The 240-nt window shown below is 52.9% G+C and carries 1 protein-coding gene; it reads left to right on the top strand.

What is annotated here, in order from left to right:
• Positions 1-20 precede the first annotated feature (20 nt).
• Positions 21-240, top strand: a 220-nt coding sequence (locus SAZ04_RS22885; RefSeq protein WP_332700076.1) for a YjbH domain-containing protein, incomplete at its 3' end; no start/stop codon positions are given.

Below are 240 nucleotides of genomic sequence, written 5' to 3'. Positions count from 1 at the left end.
AGGGTGTGGACGTTAACTACGTGAAGCAACGTGACTGGGACAACATGATGCGTTTCACCGATTATTCCACGCCAACAGGTTTCGTGACGGCTTACTGGAACCCGCCGACGCTCAATGGCGTACTGATGAAACTTAGCGTTGGGCAATATCTGGCAAAAGATAAAGGCGCAACGATCGACGTCGCCAAACGCTTTGACAGCGGCGTGGCGGTAGGGGTATGGGCGGCAATCAGTAACGTAT

It is taken from the genome of Halalkalibacter lacteus, assembly GCF_036663595.1.
GTDB lineage: Bacteria > Bacillota > Bacilli > Bacillales > Bacillaceae_D > Halalkalibacter > Halalkalibacter lacteus.
Note: the sequence above shows the minus strand (reverse complement) of the source record. Positions and strands in the feature narration are given on the sequence as shown.